Here is a 15,796-nt window from a genome sequence, read left to right as displayed (position 1 = left end):
TCTCCTTTCATATAAATTTTTTAAAAAATTACAATTCATAGACACATCTTGTCAAGTTAAATTAAAATAATTGATAATGTTTGATCTTTTAATAAAATTCAAGCATGCACTAATTGTAGTCATAATTTTCCTTCTTGCCTTAGTTCTTCTGCTTGCTACTGTTGAACTAATCTATGTAATAGCAAAAGACATAATTTCTCCACCTTTTTTTCTTCTGGAGCTTGATGAACTTCTTGAAATTTTTGGTGTTTTTATGCTTGTAATAATAGGCATAGAGCTTTTTGAATCAATAATTAAAACCTACCTTAAAGAGGGAGTGGATCATGTAAAGGTTGTTCTGGCAGTTGCCATGATTGCTATTGCAAGAAAAGTGATAATCCTTGATGTGAAAGAGATATCCAGTCTTACAATGCTTGGAATAGCTGCGATTATATTAGCACTATCAATTGGATATTATCTGTCAAAAATTAAAAGGGAGTAATTGTGAACTGGTATCAAATAAGTTCAAAAGAAATCTATCAAAAACTCAATACCTCTGAAAAAGGTCTTACCACTGAGGAAGCTCAAAAAAGGCTTAAACAGTATGGAGCAAATAGACTCACCGAAGAGGAAAAAATAAACAGACTTAAAATCTTTCTTCATCAGTTTGCAAGTCCTCTTATTTACATTCTTATCATAGCTGGAGTAGTTACAATCTTGCTTAAAGAATATATTGATGCCAGTGTCATATTTGCAGCTGTAATAATAAATGCAATAATTGGTTATTTTCAGGAATACAAAGCTGAACAAAGTGTAAGAGCACTGAAAAGAATGCTTGTTCCAAAAGCCAAGGTCTTAAGAGATGGAGTTGAAAGAGATATAACCAGTGAGGAGCTTGTTCCAGGTGATATAGTCCTTCTTTATTCAGGTATTCGTGTCCCTGCTGATATAAGACTTATTCATACAGTAGAACTCAAGATTGATGAATCAATTCTTACCGGAGAATCTCTTCCTGTTGAAAAACATCATCATGTCATTAAAGAAGAAAATCTCACACACGGAGATCAGAAAAATATGGCATTCATGGGAACTATTGTAGTAAGCGGAAGAGCAAAAGGAGTTGTTGTTGAAACAGGAATGAATACTGTTTTTGGAAAAATCGCAAAGCATATAAAAGAAGCAGAAACAGTAAAAGCACCGCTGCAGGACAAAATAACCAAGTTTGCAAATGCTATAGGTATCCTTGTTCTGTCAGCCTGTCTACTTCTTTTTATAGCTGGGTTGATTATCGGTGAATCCATAAAAGATATGTTTATGACAGCAGTTGCTGCTGCAGTAGCTGCAATTCCTGAAGGCTTGCCTGTTGTCGTAACTGTAGCACTTGCAGTTGGTGTTTCACGGATGGCAAAGCATAATGCAATTGTAAGAAAGCTTCATGCAGTTGAAACCCTTGGTAGCACCACTGTTATTGGTTCAGATAAAACCGGAACATTAACAAAAAATGAGATGACAGTTAAAGTGATTTATGATGGGAAAGATGTTTATGAAGTTGAAGGAAGCGGTTATGAACCCAAGGGGAATATACTTCATAATGGATTACCTGTAAACCCAAAAGAAAGACATCATCTCATAGATGTTTTAAGAATTGGACTGCTGTGTAATGAATCATCAGTTTATGTGGAAAATGGAGAGTATAAAATTCAAGGAGACCCAACAGAGGCTGCTTTGATTGTTTCAGCAATGAAGGCAGGGCTGTCTCCGGAGGAAGAAAAAGAAAGATACAGACAGATTGCAATAATTCCCTTTGAGTCTGAAAGAGGATACATGGCAACCTTACACAGACACAAAGGGAAAAGATACATATTCGTAAAAGGTGCACCTGAAAAGGTTTTAGAGATGTGCATAAAAGACTCCTTTGGAAATGAAATAGACAGAGGAAAAATACTATACATGGCAAATGAGTTTGCAAAGAGGGGGCTCAGAATTCTTGCCTTTGCATATAGAGAAATTAAAGAAGAAATTGAGGAAATAACATGTAAAGAGATAGAAAAATGTGATACAGTCTCTGGTTTAATCTTTGCAGGACTTCAGGGAATGATTGACCCCCCAAGACCTGAGGCAATAGAGGCAATTAAGGGATGTAAAAGCGCAGGAATCAGAGTTGTGATGATAACAGGAGACCATGCAGTCACTGCAAAGGCAATAGGTGAGATGCTCGGGATTTCAGATGGTAAATCAAAGGTTCTTACAGGAAAAGAGCTTGAAAGAATGAGCGATGAGGAGCTTTTCCATAAAGTAAAAGAAGTATCTATCTATGCAAGGGTTTCTCCTGAACATAAACTAAGAATTGTTAAGCAACTTAAACGTCACGGAGAAATAGTTGCAGTTACAGGAGATGGAGTAAATGATGCACCCGCTCTGAAAGCTGCTCACATAGGTATTGCAATGGGTAAAAGCGGAACAGATGTGGCAAAAGAGGCCTCTGATATGGTTCTTACTGATGACAACTTCGCAAGTATCTTTCATGCTGTAAGAGAGGGAAGAATTGTTTTTGACAATATTAGAAAAGTCACATTCTTTCTGATTCCTACAGGAGTTGCCTCAATACTTTCAATTATTCTTGCAATGCTTTTCAGTGTTCCCATTCCCTATGTTCCTGCACAGATTTTATGGATAAATCTTGTAACAAATGCTCTTCAGGATATTGCTCTTGCCTTTGAACCTGGAGAAAAGGGTGTGCTAACAAGTCCTCCGAGAGATCCGAAAGAGGGAATAATGTCGCGGCTTTTAATTGAAAGAACAATCATTGTGGGTGCGTTAATCTCGGCAGGAATAGTTTTTAACTTTATCAATGCCTTAGAAAGTGATGCATCCCTTGAGAGAGCAAGAACAGTGGCGGTAACCACAATGGTATTTTTTCAGTTTTTTCAGGCATGGAACAGCCGTTCTGAGTATGAATCCATATTTAAAATCAGCTTATTAAGTAATCCATTTTTGTTTTTAAGCCTAATAGCAGCAACTATTGCCCAGCTTGCTTTTATTTATGTTCCAACACTTCAGTGGATATTCAGAACAGAACCGATTTCAATCAAAGACTGGCAGAATATTCTTCTTGTAGCTCTTTCAGTTATTATAGTTGTTGAAATTGACAAATGGCTCAGAAGGAGATGGAGAAAATGAATGGATTTTTTCAGGGAGCATGGCAGATTGGAAAAGTTTTCGGAATTCCCATAAGAATACACTACACTTGGCTTATTGTTTTCGGACTCATCACATGGTCACTTTCAACATTTTATTTTCCGAAAGTTGCGCCACAGTTACCAGTAGCTTCTTACTGGATTAATGGAGTAGTGGCTGCGTTTTTGCTATTTTTCTCTGTAGCAATACATGAACTTGCCCATTCACTTGTAGCTAAGAGATATAAGCTTACAATTGAAAGTATCACGCTTTTTATTTTTGGTGGAGTTGCTCAGATGAAAGGAGAACCTCCAAGTGCGAAGGCTGAGTTTAGAATAGCCATTGCCGGTCCCCTAACAAGCTTTTTTTTAGCGGCTTTTTTCTTTTTGTTTAGTCTGAAAACAACAAATATCGGTTTCAAGTCTCTTTTTTCCTATGTTTACCAGCTCAACCTAATCCTTGGTTTTTTCAACCTTATACCGGGGTTTCCTATGGATGGTGGCAGGGTTCTAAGAGCGTATTTATGGAGCAAAAAGAAAGATTACCTATATGCTACCCAGAAAGCATCAAAAATCGGACAGAATATAGCAATATTCTTCATGATATTTGGTGTATTCTCTCTTTTTATGGGGATTCCCACAGGTCTCTGGCTCATTTTAATTGGATGGTTTCTCTATTCCGCAGCCTATGGAAGTTATCAACAATCAACACTTGAGGCACTGTTACATAATGTTAAAGTAAAGGATTTGATGGTAAAAGATTTAGTTACTGTTTCTCCATCAATGAGCATTCAAGAGGTGATTAATAATTATTTTCTTAAGTATGGTTATACAGGATTTCCCGTAATCTCTGAAGGCAAATATCTGGGTATTTTGGCACTAAGGGATATAAAAAGTATTCCTGAAGAAGACAGACCACTAAGAGAGGTATCTGAATTTTATGGTAGGCACAAACCTCAATGGGAGATATCTCCTCAAGATAATGCATTAAATGCTCTTGAAAAGATGCTCAGAGAAGATGTAGGAAGACTTGTAATTTTAGAAGATGGGAAAATTACAGGCATGATAACAAGAAATGGAATTGCTAGATATCTGGAAATAAAAAAATTTATAACTAAAATAAATGAATGACAGTTGAGTACAGCTAACCTGAATGAGCCTGAATTTAATCAATATCATACAGATGGGAAACTATTATTTCTATTCAGGTTACTATGTATATGTTGGAAAGACAAAAAGGAACCATTTTAAAACATATTCCATATTCCTTTATAGGAATCTAAAGACTCTCGCAAAAATAATCTTTATTCTGTTATAATTGTTAACTATGTTTATTGGAACACCGCTTATTTCAGAAGACCAGATTCAAAAGAAAGTTAAGGAACTGGCATACAAAATATCTGCAGACTATGCAAACAAGGACTTACTTGTAATCGGGGTTCTCAAAGGCTCATTTATGTTTTTCTCAGATCTCATAAGGTATATTCAGACTCCTTTAAAAGTTGATTTTATTATTGCATCCAGTTACATAAAAGACTCATCCTCTGGAGAAGTAAAAATTCATTATTTTCCGAGAGAGGAAATTCAAGGCAAAGATGTGCTTCTTGTGGATGATATTATTGATACAGGAATTTCTTTAAAAGTCATAAGAGAAAAAATTCTTTCAATGAATCCATCTTCTCTTAAAATTTGTGTTTTCCTTGATAAAACAGAAAGAAGAGTTGTTGATGTTCCTGTTAACTATACTGGCTTTAAAATTCCTAATAAATTTGTTGTTGGCTACGGGCTTGATTATCATGAAATGTTCAGAAATCTCCCTTATATCACAGTCTTCAAGAAAGAAGTGAAATAATGTATAAGTTGAAAATTATTACAGGATTTGATGCTGCTCATCAACTAAAAGGTTATAAAGGAAAATGTGAAAATATTCATGGACACAACTGGAAAGTGGAAGTAGAAGTAATTTCAGAGAAACTTAATGAAATCGGAATTGCTCTTGATTTTAAAGAATTAAAAAAAAATGTTGATGAAGTAGTATCCCAGCTTGACCATACCTTTATAAACCAAATTCCACCGTTTACACAATTAAACCCTTCAAGCGAAAACATAGCAAGATGGATATATATGTCTCTGAAAGATAAGTTCAATACAACGCTTGTAAGACTTTATAGTGTTACTGTCTGGGAGTCTGATTATGCATCTGCAACATACATGGAATGAATATTTAGATTCAGTTTTAAAAAAAATACCAGATATTCATGCTGATTGGGAAATTTATTTTCTAAGAAGAAAAACTCATTCAGTAGAAGGTAAAGATTTAAAACTTGATAAAAAAAAGGATGCTACAAGAGAATTTTTTTCAATAAGAGTAATAAAAGATAAAAAAGCTGGATTTTCAATTTGTAGCGAAATAAATAAAATTCCTGAGGCTTTTCAGTTAGCAACTACGCTTGCTCAAATATCTGACCAAGATGAATTTTTAGCTCTTCCATGTCCAGAACAAATAAAAAAAGTGGAAGTTTTTGATGAACAATTAATCAACAAGGAAGAATCACTGCCTGAAATATTGATAAATATGCAAAAATCAGCTCTTTTTGATAGAAGAATTAAAAAACTCAGAAATGCAGAAATAAGCTTTACAATTGATGAAAAAGGCATAATAAACTCAAAAGGCATCTCTCTTTATCAACCTTTTACAAGCATTATGGTTCATATAATTGCAATTGCTGAAGAAAGAGATTCTCAGATGGGATGGGCTTACAGAACTGAAAGATTTTTAAAAAATATCAACTTTGAAGATGTTGCATTAGAAGCAGGTAAAAAAGCTTTAATGCTTCTTTCTCCCAGAAAAATTAAACCATTTAAAGGAATTACAATTTTATCTCCCTATGTTGCATGTGAATTTCTTGAACTTATAGCTCAATCTATTTCTGCAGAAAACTATCAAATGGGTAAATCTCTTTTTTCAGGCAAAATCGGACAAATTGTTATAAACGAAAAATTAAATATCATTGATGATGCACTGTCTCCAGAAAAGTTTGGTTCAACACCATTTGATGCTGAAGGTGTTCCAGCATCAAAAAAAGTTTTAATTAAAAATGGGATTTTAACATCTCTTTTACATAACACCTATACAGCAAACAGGGCAGGAACATTATCTACAGGAAATGCAATTAGAACAGATAGAGGACTATCCGTAGGTCCAACAAATCTATATATTGATAATGAAGGGGAAAAGCCTTCTCCAGAGGATTTAATAAAACAAGTTGACAAAGGAATCTATGTTGTTGAAGTTATGGGTATGCATACAGCAAATCCTGTTAGTGGAGATTTCTCAGTGGGAGTTTCAGGAATTTATATAGAAAACGGAGAATTAAAACATCCTGTAAAGGAAGTAATATACTCTGGCAATGTGATAGAATTATTCAAAAATATACGAGCATTAGCTAATGATTTAAAATTTTTTGGAAACACTGGTTCACCAACCCTTCTTGTAGAAGGTGCAGATATATCTGGTTAAAGGAGGATTGCCGTGGATTACTTTTTAACTGAAGAACAAAGGATGATAAAAGACTTAGCAAGGCAGATTGCAGAAGAACATGTTCTTCCTGTCCGGGCAGAGCTTGATGAAACAGGAGAATTCCCATGGGATATCATGAAAATTCTTGCCCAGGCAGATATGTTCAGAGTATTCATTCCAAGTGAATATGGAGGACTTGGAACAGGTGCCCTTGAACTTTGTCTTGTTGTGGAAGAGTTATCAAGAGTTTGTCTTGGAGTTTCAACTACCTATGCTGCAAACGCACTTGGGACATACCCAATTCTTCTTTTTGGAACAGAGGAGCAAAAGAAAAAATACTTACCTGATATAGCAGATGGGAAACGTCTTGTTGCTTTTGCACTCACCGAACCAAATGCAGGAAGTGATGCAGGAGGAATTCAAACAACTGCTACAAAAGATGGAGATTATTACATTCTTAATGGAAGAAAGCAATGGATAACAAACGGTGGAGAAGCTGAGATTTATACAGTTATTGCTTTGACTGATAAAAGCAAGGGAGCAAGGGGTGCATCTGCTTTTATTGTTGAGAAAGGAACTCCTGGCTTTAGCTTTGGTAAAAAAGAAAATAAAATGGGTATAAGAGCTTCTGCCACCAGAGAATTAATATTTGAAGACTGTAAAATTCCAAAAGAAAATATGCTCGGCAGAGAAGGCATGGGTTTTATTGTCGCTATGAAAACACTTGATCAGAGTCGTGTTGGTGTCGGAGCTCAGGGACTTGGAGTTGCTCAGGGAGCTTTTGAAGAAGCAGCAAAATTTGCTAAGCAGAGAGTTCAATTTGGACAGCCTGTAATAAGTTTCCAAGCAGTCCAGCACATGCTTGCTGATATGGCAATTCAGATTGAAGCTGCAAGAGCACTTATTTATTCTGTTGCAAGATATATTGACAGCGGAGCAAAAGATATTACAAAGGCTTCAGCAATGGCAAAAACATTTGCAACAGATGTAGCAATGAAAGTAACAGTTGATGCAGTACAGGTCATGGGTGGTTCAGGATATATGAAGGACTATCCTGTTGAAAAAATGATGAGAGATGCAAAAATTCTTCAGATATATGAAGGAACAAATCAGATTCAGAGGAATGTCATAGGACAGGCAATTATAAAGGAATTAACAAAATCAGGTATTTAATGAAATACACTAAAATTTTTATAAAAAATAGAGTCCTGTTCATAATGTTTTTTTTATTAGTCTTTCTAACGAATTGCTCAAATTATCAATATAAAAATGCTACTAAACGATATTATGCAGAACTTTCAGCAAGTGAAAAAGAAGAACTACTTGCAGAGCATAATAAATGGAGGGCTAAGGTAGGTGTTTCAGCTTTAAAATGGTCTTATGAAATGGAAAAACTTGCAATAGACTGGGCATATAAATTAAGTAGAACATATGGTTGTAGAATGATGCACCGAAGTAGTAATTATGGAGAAAATATATTCTGGGCAAATTATCCTGTTACAGCAAAGTATGTGGTTGATTATTGGGCAGAGGAAAGATTTAACTATGATTATTTATCTGACAGTTGTAAACCAGGTAAAGTATGTGGGCATTATACGCAGATTGTTTGGAAAGATACAAGAGAAATAGGCTGTGGCAGGGCTCTATGTCAGGGAGGAGAGGAAATCTGGGTTTGTAATTACAATCCTGCAGGTAATATCAAAGGTAAGAAGCCTTATTAATCCTTAGATAAAATCATAACTCTGTGTGACTCCCCCATTCCTTGGGGGAGCACAAGTCTTTTAAAATGCTCTTTTAAATTCTTTTGATAAATTTTTTGAAATATTTTCTCATCACAGAGCGAAATAAGATAACTACCCTGAGAAAAATATCCTTCAAATTTAAGTCCAGCCATAGTTGCTAATTTTTCAACTGCTGTAAAATTTACATGAGCAGTCATATCCTGATGTCCGATGTTTATATAGGGATTTTCATTAATATTGTGTTTATAATAACAGAGTAAAGTGCCTTTATTCCTGTCTGGATGATAGTATTCTTCTGAGGTATAGCCATAATCAAAGATTAAAATATAGCCTTTTTTTAATTTTTTGCTCAAGCTTTCAATTAATGATTTCATTGCAAGATTTACCTCTGAGCGATATTTTTTCATTTTCAAAACCCATGGTGCGAATTCCTGTAAATACTCTAATGTGTCTGTTCTGCAAGGCAAAAATATTTCAATTAACTGTTCTTGCTCTCCAATGTCTACATAAACTTCCATAATCTGACCTGAGTCATTCACTTCAAATATTCTTACAGGAAGGGCATCAAAGACTTCGTTGCAAATAATTAATCCGCTAAATGACTCTAATTGTTCAATTGAGCTATACCAAAAAATTTTATCTTCATGTTCTTTTAACCTTTCTCTTTGAACTTTTTTGAAAGCAGGATTTATTTCTACGAGATTATATTTTATAGAGGCCGAAGAGTCAATATTATCAAGAATATCCTTAGCAAGAAATCCCATGCCTGGTCCTATCTCAGTTACGGTAAAATTTTTGGGACAATTGAGCTTTTGATAAAAAATCTCTATTTGTCTTGCTAAAAAAAATCCAAAAACTGAACCAAGATGAGATGCTGTAAAAAAGTCTCCCTGTCTTCCAATTTTTGCATCTGGTTTAGTGTAATAACCAAGCTCTGGATAATAAAGAGCCATTTCCATAAACTCATCAAATGGAATTGCACCATGTTTTTTGATTTTTTTAATGATTATTTCTTTAAGCACGGCTTTTTAGGAAATGAGAGTTAACATTCTTTGGACAGCTTCATAGGCTTTGATTCTTATATCTTCAGGGACTTTAATTACATATTGATTTTCTTTTAAGGCAGTAAGAATGCTTTCAAGTGTTGTAATCTTCATATTGGGGCATATCATGGTTTTTTTGATAGGATAGAAAACCTTATCAGGATTTTCTTTTTTAAGCCTGTAAAGAAGCCCGACTTCTGTGCCAATTATAAACTCTTTTTGTGATGCTGCTCGAGCAAATCTTACCATTCCAGATGTGGATGCAACATGGTCAGCAAGTTCTATTACTTCAGGACGGCACTCAGGATGAACAACAACCAATGCATCTGGATGAGCCTTTTTCGCCCGAATAATATCCTCTTTTTTTATCATATGATGAGTTGGACAGAAACCATTCCACGCAATAATATCTTTTTCAGGAACATGCTTTTTAACCCAGTCTGCAAGATTTTTATCAGGCACAAATATAATTGAGCTAAACGGAACCGCTTTTACAATCTGAGGAGCATTGGCAGAGGTGCAACAAGCATAACTTAATGCCTTAACCTCTGCAGTGGTGTTAACATATGACACAATAGGTGCATAAGGATATCTATCTATCCATCTCTTAAGTTCCTCAACATCTACAGTATCTGCCATAGGACAACCAGCATCAATCTCAGGAAGAAGCACTGTTTTATCAGGATTGAGAATAGCAGCAGTTTCAGCCATAAAATGAACTCCGCAAAAAACAATAACATCGCAGTCAACCTTTGTCGCCTGCCTGCTTAATTCAAGAGAATCTCCAACAAAGTCAGCAATCTCTTGAACTTCTTCTCTCTGATAGTTGTGAGCAAGAATTATAGCATTCCTTTGTTTTTTAAGAGCAAGAATTTCTTCTACTGTCCTGTTGACCATATATACAAATCCTCCCTGTTTGTATATACAACAGAGCCATCAGATAGAATAATCGCTTTAATAGGCATTTTTTTGATCCTGTATTGTCCAGAATCTCCTGCATACCTTAGAGATATTTTTCTAACATAATTTTGTGTTTCAAGAATCTTAGGAATTCTACCAAGACTTTCAACAAGATTGGGTCCTGCATTATATGCAGCCAAAGCAAGCTTAAAGTTGCCATTGAACCTGTCAAGAAGATATTTCATGTATTTTATTCCACCATCTATGTTTTGCACAGGATCAAATGGGTCTTTTACTCCCATGAGAATTGCTGTTTGAGGCATTAGCTGCATAATTCCCATTGCACCCTTTGGAGAAACAGCATTTGGATTCCAGCCACTTTCTTCTTTTATCATTTCTTTTATAAGCTTAGAGTCAACTCCATAAAACCTGGATTTTTCATCTACAATTTTCTCAAGCTCATGTCTGGATGAATAAGAAACTGATTGAGATGTTGATATTTTTTGGACCCTACCTAATTTTTTTGTTGATACTTTTTTAATTTTTTCTTCACAAAAGTTTGTATAAACCCTTTCACCATCTATTGTTTTAACACAAATTCTATCTGCCCATAGATTGTTGTTGAAAAATACAAAAAATACTGCTATTATTGTCAACCATTTATACATATCCAATTATATCAAAATGAAAGAATTTTCTTACAACTTCCCTGACCTTATTATTGAGATTATCAACCATAAACCGAGAAAAAATGCAAAAACTCCTGTAATTAAACCAAAAAGGGAAATTCCATATATCAAAGGTTTTACCTGGTTTGCATGCATTATTGCAGAACTCAGTATCATGGCACTTACAATAAGACTGAATGCAATTTTATTGCTCGCTTTATCAATATCTTTAATAAACTCTGGAAGATTAACATGATACATTCTCACAGTTATCTCATCTCTAACAGCCTTTTTAAGAAGCGTTTTAAACTGAAATGGAATATGCTCAAGAGCATCCCTGAATTCACGCAGTGCTTTAAAAGTTTTGTTCAAGTAAAACTCTGGATGCAATCTTTTTGATATAATTTTTCTCGCATAAGGTTTTAGTAACTCAATGATAGATATCTTTGGACAAAGTTCTCTTGTTAATCCTTCAAGCATTATCAAAACCTTGTCAATTAAAAGAAGTTCAGGAAGGAATCTAAGTCTATGTTTTAAACATACTCTCATAATTGATTCAATCAGTTCTGATATTTTGATTTCCTCAATTCTGTACGTATAAATTGGGAAAAGAAGCTCTTCTATATCTTCCTTTAATTCTTTTTTGATTTTTTCTCTATCAATATCCTCTGGAATTATTCCAAGTTTAAGATACTCTGTAATTAACTGTTCAGTATTCTGGTTTATTATTGCCAGTGCGACATTTGCATAAGCCTCTTTGAATTCTTCATCAATTCTTTGGACTATACCAAAATCAACAAGAGCTATTCTTCCATCATCTCTGACAAGGATATTCCCAGGATGGGGATCACCATGAAAAAAGCCATAATCAAAAATTTGTTTAAAATATATATCAATCAGCGTATTTAAAAGAGTTTCTATATTAAGTCCTTTCTCTTTAATTGACTCCTTGTCATCAATTCTTATTCCATCTACTTTTTCCATAACAAGAATTTTTTCAGTAGTAAACTCTCTGAAAACGTGAGGAATATAAACTTTTTCCTCATTTTTAAATTTTTCCTTAAAAATTATTGCATTTCTTGCTTCTCTTCTAAAATCAAGCTCTTTTGTAATAGATTTTGAAAATTCATCCACAATTCCGACAGGGTCAAATAGCTTACTTTCTGAAATATATTTTTCAACAAGTTTAGCAAGAGTTTGAAGTATTGAAAGATCAAGCATAATCTGTTCTTTAATACCAGGACGTCTAACCTTCACAATAACCCTTTCTCCATTCATCAATGTAGCTTCATGAACCTGTGCAATTGATGCAGAACCTATTGGCTCTGGATTAAAACTTTGAAAAACCTTTTCAATTGAAATACCCAGTTCTTTTTCTATAATTTCGTAAACAACTTCCACTTTAAAAGGAGGGACTCTGTCTTGAAGTTTTTTAAACTCCTTCGCATAATTTAGCGTGACCATGTCAGGACGTGATGCGAGAAGTTGACCAAGTTTTATAAATGTAGGTCCGAGTTCTTCAAATGCTATTCTAAGCCTTTCAGCAATGGTGGGGACTTTATAATATGGCCATCTTCCGAAACTTCTAATCCTTTTCTTTAGACCAATAAATCTACCAAGATGAATCTGATCAATTATTTGTCCAAATCCGTGTTTTAAAAACACATTGATTATTTCTTGTAGTCTCTTTGCTGAAAAATACGTTTTTTTTATTCTTAAAATATCCATTCGCTGAAACTATTATAACACAAGAAAATAAAGCCAGAAATTATCCAATGCAAAACTTAAAATCTTCATGCTATAATACTTTTCATGAGTATTAAAAAGGGATATTTTGGTCTATACGGGGGCCGTTTTGTTCCTGAAACTTTAATGCCCGCTCTTGAAGAACTTGACAAGGTTTTCAACATAGCCAGAAAAGATAAAAATTTTATTAACGAATTTGAATCTCTTCTTAAAGACTATGTTGGTCGCCCTACCCCTCTTTATTTTGCAAAAAGGCTAAGTGAACACCTGGGTGGTGCAAAAATTTATCTAAAAAGAGAAGACCTTGCCCATACAGGTGCACATAAAATAAATAACGCTCTTGGACAAGCTCTACTTGCAAGCAAACTCATGAAAAAGGATAGAATTATCGCTGAAACAGGAGCAGGTCAGCATGGAGTTGCAACTGCTACAGGTGCTGCACTTGTAGGACTTAGTTGTGACATATACATGGGAACAGAGGATATTCGCAGACAGTCACTTAATGTTTTCAGAATGAACCTTCTTGGTGCAAGGGTTATCCCTGTTGATACAGGCTCAAGGACACTTAAAGATGCTATAAATGAAGCATTAAGAGACTGGACAACCAATGTAAGAACAACACATTATGTTTTGGGAACTGTTTTTGGTCCTCATCCATATCCATTACTTGTCAGATTTTTTCAGAGTGTTATAGGAAAAGAGGCAAAAAAACAGCTATTAAATAAAGAAGGCAGGCTTCCAGATGTTCTTATTGCCTGTGTTGGTGGTGGAAGTAACTCAATTGGACTTTTCAGTGCTTTTTTACATGATAAAGATGTAAAGATGATTGGTGTTGAAGCAGGTGGAAAGGGTATAGAAACAGGGCTTCATGCAGCCAGATTTGCAGGAGGAGCAAAGGGAATTTTTCAAGGATGTCTTAGCTATGTTTTGGAAAATGAAGATGGTAATATCCTTCAAACACATTCTGTCTCTGCTGGGCTTGATTATGCCTCTGTTGGTCCTGAACATGCCTATCTGAAAGATACAGGAAGAGTAAAATACACCTATGCTAATGATGAGGAGGCTTTAGAAGCCTTTGAACTTTTAAGCAGACTTGAAGGAATTATTCCAGCTCTTGAGTCAGCCCATGCTGTAGCTGAAGCAATAAAGATAGCACCAAAAATGTCAAAGGATTCAATAATAATTGTAAACCTCTCAGGTAGAGGTGACAAGGATGTGCAAGAGGTGGCGAGAATCAAAGGAGGAGATGGAAAAACAAAAATATGAAACAAGGATTCGCAGTTAGAAAAAAAATTGAAGAGATAAAAAATCAGGGTAAAAAAGCCTTTATTCCATATATTATGGCAGGAGACCCAAATCTTGAGGAAACTGCAAAGAGACTAAAAATACTTGAACAGGCAGGAGCAGACCTAATAGAGCTTGGCGTTCCCTTTTCAGATCCTCTTGCTGATGGACCGACAATACAAAAAGCAGCAGAAAGAGCATTAAACTCTGGAACAACCTTACGTAAGATATTGAATTTTCTTGAGGATTTTAAAAAAAGTATTAATACACCCATAATTCTTATGACTTATTTAAATCCTGTTTTCTGTTACGGAATTGAAAGATTTTTTCATGATGCAAAGGGAGTAAATGTTGGTGGAGTTATTTTTCCTGATCTAACAGTTGAAGAGTCTAAGTATTACAGAACATTTGCGAAGAAATACGGTATTGATACAATATTTCTTGTAGCACCAACATCAACTCCTGAGAGAGTAAAGAAAATTGTAAAAGCCTCAACAGGTTTTGTTTACTATGTTTCAATAACAGGAATAACAGGCACTACACTTAGCCTTGATAAATCTTTCAATGACCATATAAATTTTGTAAAAAGTTTTGGAAAACCTGTTTGTGTAGGCTTTGGAGTCAGTAAACCAGAAGAAGCAAAATATATTTCTCGAATTGCTGATGGAGTAATTGTGGGAAGTGCAATTGTAAAAATTTTTCATGAAAAACCTGAAAAGGCTTCTGAATTCATTAAATCTCTCAGAGAGGCAATATAATGGCATGGTTTAAAAGAAAAGAGCCTAAAATAGACAAAAAAGTAAAAATTCCTGAAGGATTATGGGTGAAATGTGAAAATTGTAAAGAAATAATTTATAGAAAAGAACTTGAAAATAATCTTAAAGTTTGCCCAAAATGTCAGTATCATTTCAGAATTTCAGCAAAAGAAAGAATTTCTCTTATAACAGATACCGGAAGTTTTACAGAACTTGACTCTGATATTAGAAGCCCTGATCCTCTTGAATTTAAAGATACAATGCCTTATAATGACCGATTACAGGAAAACGAAAAAAAGACAGGACTTAAAGAGGCAGCAATATATGGAGATGCAAAAATCAATGGAAGAGATGTAGTAATCGCTGTTCTTGATTTTTCCTTTATGGGTGGAAGCATGGGAACAGTTGTTGGAGAAAAAGTAACACGAGCAGCAGAAAGAGCAGTTGAGCGACAACTTCCTTTAATAATAATCTCATCATCAGGTGGTGCGAGAATGCAGGAAGGCATGTTTTCTCTCATGCAGATGGCGAAAACATCTCAGGCAATTGGAAGAGTTAAAGAAGCAGGACTTCTGTATATTTCTGTCTTAGCAGACCCGACATTTGGTGGAGTTACAGCATCCTTTGCAATGCTTGGCGATATAATCATTGCAGAACCCAAAAGTCTTATAGGTTTTGCAGGTCCGAGAGTTATTCAGGAAACAATCAAACAGCAGCTACCTGAAGGATTTCAGAGGGCAGAATTTTTACTTGAACACGGAATGGTTGATATCATTGTAGAAAGAAAAGAATTAAAAAATACAATTCATAGACTTATTGAGATTCTTATGCCTGTATCAACTTCATATAACAGCAACAGCCAAAATCTTAAAAACATCCATGACCCTGAATCGTCCTTTAATGTTATTCAAGAAAACAAGAATACTGAACAGCATACAGGTAAAAATTCTTCTTCGTCCAATTCAGACTCTAAATGACAAAGA

Annotated in this window: 15 protein-coding genes; 11 read left to right on the top strand and 4 right to left on the bottom strand. The window is 34.8% G+C overall.

Features of this window, described 5'->3' with window-relative positions; genetic code table 11:
* Nucleotides 1-76: 76 nt before the first annotated feature.
* From THEYE_RS02850 to THEYE_RS02815, 8 genes are all read left to right on the top strand, one after another.
* Nucleotides 77-481, top strand: coding sequence for a phosphate-starvation-inducible PsiE family protein (locus THEYE_RS02850; protein WP_012545179.1), 405 nt, complete (start codon nt 77-79; stop codon nt 479-481).
* A gap of 2 nt (nt 482-483) precedes the next feature.
* Nucleotides 484-3,159 (top strand): cation-transporting P-type ATPase, encoded by a 2,676-nt coding sequence (locus THEYE_RS02845; RefSeq protein WP_012545920.1) that lies wholly within the window; start codon nt 484-486, stop codon nt 3,157-3,159.
* Nucleotides 3,156-4,286, top strand: coding sequence for a site-2 protease family protein (locus tag THEYE_RS02840; protein ID WP_012545010.1), 1,131 nt, complete (start codon nt 3,156-3,158; stop codon nt 4,284-4,286). The genes THEYE_RS02845 and THEYE_RS02840 overlap by 4 nt, the downstream gene beginning before the upstream one ends.
* 196 nt (nt 4,287-4,482) lie before the next feature.
* Entirely contained in the window at nt 4,483-5,007 is a 525-nt protein-coding gene (gene hpt, locus THEYE_RS02835; RefSeq protein WP_012546262.1) for a hypoxanthine phosphoribosyltransferase, read from the top strand.
* Complete coding sequence (gene queD, locus THEYE_RS02830; RefSeq protein ID WP_012546681.1) at nt 5,007-5,375, top strand: 6-carboxytetrahydropterin synthase QueD; 369 nt, start codon at nt 5,007-5,009, stop codon at nt 5,373-5,375. Before hpt ends, queD begins: the two co-directional genes overlap by 1 nt.
* Nucleotides 5,350-6,675, top strand: a complete 1,326-nt coding sequence (locus tag THEYE_RS02825) for a TldD/PmbA family protein (RefSeq protein WP_012545326.1) — start codon at nt 5,350-5,352, stop codon at nt 6,673-6,675. Before queD ends, THEYE_RS02825 begins: the two co-directional genes overlap by 26 nt.
* 12 nt (nt 6,676-6,687) lie before the next feature.
* The gene (locus tag THEYE_RS02820) at nt 6,688-7,848 is read left to right on the top strand and encodes an acyl-CoA dehydrogenase family protein (RefSeq protein ID WP_012546471.1); all 1,161 of its coding nucleotides are present in this window, start codon (nt 6,688-6,690) and stop codon (nt 7,846-7,848) included.
* Between the two features lie 44 nt (nt 7,849-7,892).
* Nucleotides 7,893-8,396 (top strand): CAP domain-containing protein, encoded by a 504-nt coding sequence (locus THEYE_RS02815; protein WP_164924822.1) that lies wholly within the window; start codon nt 7,893-7,895, stop codon nt 8,394-8,396.
* Here the strand turns inward: THEYE_RS02815 and THEYE_RS02810 are convergent.
* Genes THEYE_RS02810 through THEYE_RS02795 form a run of 4 tightly spaced genes read right to left on the bottom strand, consistent with a single transcriptional unit; the run spans nt 8,393 to nt 12,756 of the window.
* Nucleotides 8,393-9,439 carry a class I SAM-dependent methyltransferase gene (locus THEYE_RS02810; RefSeq protein WP_012545013.1) on the bottom strand — a complete coding sequence of 349 codons (1,047 nt, stop codon included), beginning with the start codon at nt 9,437-9,439 and terminating at the stop codon, nt 8,393-8,395. The genes THEYE_RS02815 and THEYE_RS02810 overlap by 4 nt on opposite strands.
* 6 nt (nt 9,440-9,445) lie before the next feature.
* Nucleotides 9,446-10,357, bottom strand: coding sequence for a quinolinate synthase NadA (nadA, locus tag THEYE_RS02805; RefSeq protein ID WP_012546803.1), 912 nt, complete (start codon nt 10,355-10,357; stop codon nt 9,446-9,448).
* On the bottom strand, nt 10,339-11,028 hold the full coding sequence (locus tag THEYE_RS02800) for a lytic transglycosylase domain-containing protein (RefSeq protein ID WP_164924821.1): 690 nt from the start codon (nt 11,026-11,028) through the stop codon (nt 10,339-10,341). Before THEYE_RS02800 ends, nadA begins: the two co-directional genes overlap by 19 nt.
* Nucleotides 11,029-11,058: 30 nt before the next feature.
* The gene (locus THEYE_RS02795) at nt 11,059-12,756 is read right to left on the bottom strand and encodes an ABC1 kinase family protein (protein WP_012545510.1); all 1,698 of its coding nucleotides are present in this window, start codon (nt 12,754-12,756) and stop codon (nt 11,059-11,061) included.
* Between the two features lie 84 nt (nt 12,757-12,840).
* Between THEYE_RS02795 and trpB the strand changes: the two genes are divergently transcribed.
* From trpB to accD, 3 genes are read left to right on the top strand one after another with little or no spacing between them, the layout of a single operon-like run.
* Entirely contained in the window at nt 12,841-14,040 is a 1,200-nt protein-coding gene (gene trpB / locus THEYE_RS02790) for a tryptophan synthase subunit beta (protein WP_012546381.1), read from the top strand.
* Nucleotides 14,037-14,816, top strand: a complete 780-nt coding sequence (gene trpA, locus THEYE_RS02785) for a tryptophan synthase subunit alpha (protein ID WP_012546593.1) — start codon at nt 14,037-14,039, stop codon at nt 14,814-14,816. Before trpB ends, trpA begins: the two co-directional genes overlap by 4 nt.
* Nucleotides 14,816-15,790 carry an acetyl-CoA carboxylase, carboxyltransferase subunit beta gene (accD, locus tag THEYE_RS02780; protein WP_012545653.1) on the top strand — a complete coding sequence of 325 codons (975 nt, stop codon included), beginning with the start codon at nt 14,816-14,818 and terminating at the stop codon, nt 15,788-15,790. The genes trpA and accD overlap by 1 nt, the downstream gene beginning before the upstream one ends.
* The last annotated feature ends 6 nt before the right edge of the window (nt 15,791-15,796 follow it).

The sequence above is a fragment of the Thermodesulfovibrio yellowstonii DSM 11347 genome (assembly GCF_000020985.1).
Lineage (GTDB): Bacteria > Nitrospirota > Thermodesulfovibrionia > Thermodesulfovibrionales > Thermodesulfovibrionaceae > Thermodesulfovibrio > Thermodesulfovibrio yellowstonii.
The sequence above is the reverse complement of the archived record's forward strand: the minus strand, read 5'-3'. Positions and strand labels throughout refer to the sequence as shown.